This is a genomic window from Gemmatimonadota bacterium (assembly GCA_030747075.1).
Classification (GTDB): Bacteria; ARS69; ARS69; order ARS69; family ARS69; genus ARS69.
In genome coordinates, this window is sequence record JASLLL010000055.1 from 1 (window position 1) to 5,152 (window position 5,152).

General features: G+C 66.2%; 2 protein-coding genes. Both read left to right on the forward strand.

Going from position 1 to position 5,152, the window contains the following annotated elements; translation table 11 throughout:
• Window positions 1–1,069, forward strand: a 1,069-nt coding sequence (locus tag QF819_11070; GenBank protein MDP6803691.1) for a BamA/TamA family outer membrane protein, incomplete at its 5' end; no start/stop codon positions are given.
• A 19-nt stretch (window positions 1,070–1,088) separates the two neighbouring features.
• On the forward strand, window positions 1,089–5,051 hold the full coding sequence (locus QF819_11075; GenBank protein MDP6803692.1) for a translocation/assembly module TamB domain-containing protein: 3,963 nt from the start codon (window positions 1,089–1,091) through the stop codon (window positions 5,049–5,051).
• Window positions 5,052–5,152 lie beyond the last annotated feature (101 nt).

Consider the following 5,152-nt stretch of genomic DNA (forward strand, 5'->3'; position numbering starts at 1 on the left):
GCGAAACATGCGATTTGTGAGCGTCGGCCTTGGGTACGGGACGCGTGACCAGCTTCGCGTGTCGGGAGAGTGGGGGCACCGGAACCTCTGGGGGCAGGGGAAGCAGGCGACGCTGCGGGGGATTGTGGCGTCGGAACTGTTCCCGGCGGACCTGGTGCGGACGAGACTGGAGGGCCGGTTCGTGGAGCCGTGGCTTTTCGGAACGCGCACCACCGGGACGGCGGATCTCTTCTACGAACGGCGTCGGGAGTCCTACCGGCAAGAGGAAACACTCCACCAACTGGAGTACGACCTGAGCCTCGTGAGCCTGGGCGTGAATGTGAACCGAAGGTTCTCACGCTTCACGCGATCATGGCTGACGCTGGAGAATGAGTGGGCGGATGTCGACGCGGACCCGGGGACGGAACCGCCCGACGACGCGCGCCCTGACCTCACGCGAACCCTGGCATCCACCGTGGAGAGGGATCGGCGCAACGACTACTTTCAGCCCGAGCGCGGGTTCCTGAACCGGGGCGCGGCGGAGGTTTCGGGTGGGCTCCTCGGCGGCGACAACGACTTCTGGAAGGCGCACATGGAGTCGGCATGGTATCGCAAGACGGGTGCCGTGGTGGCGGCCGCGCGCTTCCGGATCGGTTACGAGAAGTCGTTTGGGGACTCGAAGGAGATTCCGGATCGCGAGCGGTTCAAGCTGGGTGGATCGGCGACGGTTCGCGGCTATCGGGAGCAGGAGATCGGACCGGGCGACTTCGTCATTCTCGCGAATCTGGAAGTGCGTTTCCCGATGTTCTGGATCCTGCACGGCGGGCTCTTTCTGGACGGAGGAAATGCGTGGCAGAGTCCGGGGGATGTTCGTCTGCGCGACTTCCGCCTTGAAGATGCCGGGGACGACCCGCAGCGTTCGCTGGAGAACGCCTTCCGATACTCGGTTGGCGCCGGAGTTCGTATCCCGACGCCCGTGGGACCGGTACGATTGGATGTTGGCCGCAAGCTGAAGATCCTCCCCGTTCCCGAAGGCGGGGCGGAGGAGGATCGCTGGAGAGTACACATGAGTCTGGGACATCAGTTCTGACATGCGAGTGGATCCGCGAGTGATCCGGACGACCATGGTCTGGCTGGCGGGGCTGGTCCTTGCCTGCGTGTTCCTGTTTGCGGCGCTGCTGGAGTCGGGAGTTCTCACGCCGCGACTTCGTGCGCTGGTGAACCAGCGCCTGGGTGAGGTCAGCGGGCTGGTCGTGGATGTCGAGGCCTTCTACTGGCGACCGTGGAGCGGGGTCAGTGTCGTGGGACTCTCCGTCACCGCGCCGGGAGCGGAGGCGGACAGCGTGCGAGTCCCCGTGATCAGCGCGGATCGCGTGGAGGTGGGCTATCAGTTCGGCGGGCTTCTCAGGGGGCGCCTGCGGATTCAGAAGCTGAAGTTCTTCCGCCCGAAGGTCGACGCCGCCACGCTTGCGGTAGTGCTTTCCCCTGGCGATCAGAGCCGCGACGACACGGTTCCCGTCGACCCGGATGAGCATGGAGCGACCGGGTTCGGACTGCTCGTGAAGGACCTTCGTGTGATGGACGGCCTGGTGAGGGTCCCGGGTGGCGGCGAAGTGGCCGGGCTGCATTTCGTCGGTGCGCTGGACATGAGGGGGGACCGGCGAACGCTGGAGATCCTCACCGGGTCGGCGCGTCTTCGCCGCGGGGAGATCGACGAAGAACTGGTCTTCACCGGAGGCGTCGCCGTGGACGGGGGCGTTCTCCAGACCGACGGACTTCACCTGGAGGTGGCCGGCGGGAGAATCAGCGGACTCGGAAGTGTGGATGTCACGGGCAAGCGGTCCGGGAAGCTCCACCTGACCGGAGTGGGGATTGCGCTGGACCGCGTGGTGGGGTGGTTCGCTCTGGAACACCCGCAACTGTCGGGGTCGGTGGACATCGATCTGGTGACGACGGGCCGGATGGACTCGCTGCTCGTGGTGGGGCGCATGCGTGGCAAGCAGGAGAATCGCCCGGAGCGAAAGCTCGACCTCACGGCACAGTTCACCAACGGATCCGCGCAGGTGACGGCGCTTCGTCTGGCAGTCGGGGAGTCCGTCGTGGAAGCGCAGGGCACCGTGCAGCCGGGAACGGATCTTCGGGTAGAGGGGGTCGCGACATTTCGGTCGATGGATCCGTCCGAAGTGCTGGCCACGCCCATCGAACGCCAGACGGTTCTCGGCGGGACGGTCCGGTTCGAAGGGACGGGACTCACGCGCACCAGTTTTCTGGGGATCGCGGAGGTGGAGATCGGTCCCGGGGTGGTCTTCGGCCTTCCGGTGGACGCCGGGTCGGCACTGTTCTCCGCATCAGACGGGGAGCTGACTCTTCGCGGGGCGCGCGTTGTTCGCGGGGGGACGGAGCTGAACTGCGTGGGTTCAGTGGACGCGCTTGACCGGCTGGCATTCGAAGTCGGCGGAAGCCTGGCGGGGCTCTCCGACTTCGGAGAGGTCTTTGGCGGTCTGCCCCCCGATGCGCTGCGCGGGGAGGCCTCGGTGGAAGTGAGACTTGTCGGGCCGCTGGCGGAACCGGCGCTGGAAGGCGTGTTGCACTTCGAAGACGCGTCGCTCTTCGGCGTTCACGCGGACACGCTCGACCTCGGCGTGGAGTCGGAGCGGCTGTCTGAGAATGCGGAGTTCCGGCTGCGCCTGTCGGGTTCCGGCCTGGGCTATGGCGGCGTGACCCTCGACTCGGGAAGCGCGGATGTTCTCGCGCGGGCGGGGAGCGCCGAGATTTCCATGCTCGGGTTTTCCGCCGGAGAGCGTGGGCGCATTGATCTGTCGGGGCGGGTGGACTGGGACCCGGAGGGAACGGTTGCCGGGCGTTTCGATCGGCTGGACGCCGTGTCCGCGGACCGTGCGAAGACCTGGGCGAACGACGGGCCCATCTCCTTCGGACACACCCCGGCCGGGTGGTCGGTGACCGGAGTGAACCTGTCGAGCGGGCCGGGAAGAGTTCGCGCGGACCTGACGGTTCCGGGAGGCGGGGGCGTCGTGATGGAGGCGAAGGGGACGGAGATCGAGCTGGGGGATGTCGCCCCCTTCCTTCTTCTTCCGGAACCGCTGACCGGGCGTCTGGAGTTCGGCGTGAGAATGGGCAACGCGGACGGCGAAGCCGATCTGGAGATCGACCTGGATCTTCAGGATGGAGCCTACGGAGCGGACGCTCTGGAGCAGCTCCGCGGTCGCGTTTCCATGAATGCGGGGCGTGTGGAGTTTCATGGCGTCGAGATCCGGGCCGGGTTTGCAGAGGCGTCGGTTGCGGGTGCGGCGCGGCGCATCGGCGAGGCGGAGAGTGCGCCGGACGGCGGGTGGATTCACGGCGGGCAATGGGAGATGGACTCTCTGCGGGTGGAGGTGGAGTTGCCGGACCTCGACCGCCTTCAGGAGATCATTCCGCGATTCCCTTCGCCCGGAGGCAGCGGATGGGCACGCGCCGTCATCAGCGGAACTTCCGACTCTCCGCGAGCGGACATTGCGCTGAGGGTAGAGGACGGAACATTCGGCGGAGAGGCCATGCCGCGGCTGGAGGCGGAGGGGACGCTTCTGGATGGAGTGCTGTCGCTGGGACGCGCGCGCGCGGAAGTCGGCGGAGGGGTGGTGACCGCGACAGGCAGCCTGCCTCTTCACTGGCGGCCGCTTGAAGGCGGGCCGAAACTCCCCCCCGACGGAGACCTCGCAATCGACGCCACGGTGGACGGCGCGTCCCTGGGCGCCTGGTCGGTGCTTCTGAAGGAGCTGGCCGGAGCAACAGGCCCGACGCGCGGGACCGCCACGCTTCGAGGAACGCCCTCCGCGCCGGAACTTCGCGGCGCGTTCGTCATGAACGACGGGACGGCCCCGGTTCCCGAACTGGCCGACCCGGTGAAGATCACCCGCGCCGAGGTGGAGGTCACGGAGACAGGCGTCGAGTTTCGAAAGATGGAGTTTCACGACGGGCGCGGAGGGGAGGGCACCGCGATCGGGACCGTTCCTCTGGAAGGGCTCCGCCCGCAGGGATATGAGTTCGGCGTTCGCCTGAAGGATTTCCATTATCGAGGGCATCCGGGGGTCACGGGGACCGGCAGCGGATCGATCAGGATCACTCCGAAGAGAACGCGCGATGACCGCGAGATTCCGTTCATCGAAGGGCATCTGGATATGTCCGCGTTGAATGTCTCGGAGGAGTTGTGGATGCCGGACCCGGCAATCATGACGGCTCCGGAGGGCGTGAATGTTCCCGCGCCGGAGGGAGAGGAAGACGCCGATCTGGGGTTCACTCGCGCCATGGTCCTGGCCGATGTGACCTTCTCCGGAGACCGGAATCTGTGGCTGAAGTCCGCCGACGGAACGGTAGAAGGATCGGGAGAGGTTCGTCTGAGGGCCACGGAGGACTTCGTCGGCCTGACCGGGCAGCTCCGGTCGCTTCGGGGGAAGTACCTGCTGTTCAATACGGAACTCGATGTGGACCGGGCGGAGATCGAGTTCACGGACCCGGCGGACATCGAAGCGTCCTATGTGGACTGCGTGGTACATACCACCGTGCTCGACGAAGAAGTGGAGATTCACATCTCCGGAACGCTCGGATCTCCGCAGATCGAAAGCACCTCGGATAGCGGGTACACGGAGACGGAGATCTACCAACTGCTCGCGCTGCGCATCAAGCGGGACCAACCGAAGGAGGAAGCCGCCCCGGTGGGCGGGTTCACCGGCGCGCTCTTTCAGTCGTGGGGGGCATCGCTCGCAAACCGTTTCGGGCGGGACATTCTCCGGGAAGTGGGGATTGACGTGTTCGAGATCGACATGGGAGATGTCCCCGAGGTGGGCGTGGGGAAATACATCGGACCGGGGTTCTTCGTCCGGTACACGCAGCAGGTGTCCGGGAGCGGGGAGGGACTCGCGGAGGATGTGGCGAGGGAGCGACTGGAAACTCCGGAGCGTCGGCTTCTTCTGGAGTACCGCCTGTCGGAGATGTTCCTCCTCCAGGGAGAAACGGGGACGATCGAAGGCGACGGCTATCTGAATGTCGATCTGAAGGCGGAATGGGGCTATTGAGTCCGGGGGGGCGGCAGGGTTCTGCTGCGGCTTCGTCAGGGGGCGCCCTGCTGCGTCGCTGACGCGGACTCGATCCTCGACGGGGCTATGGCCCCGCCTTC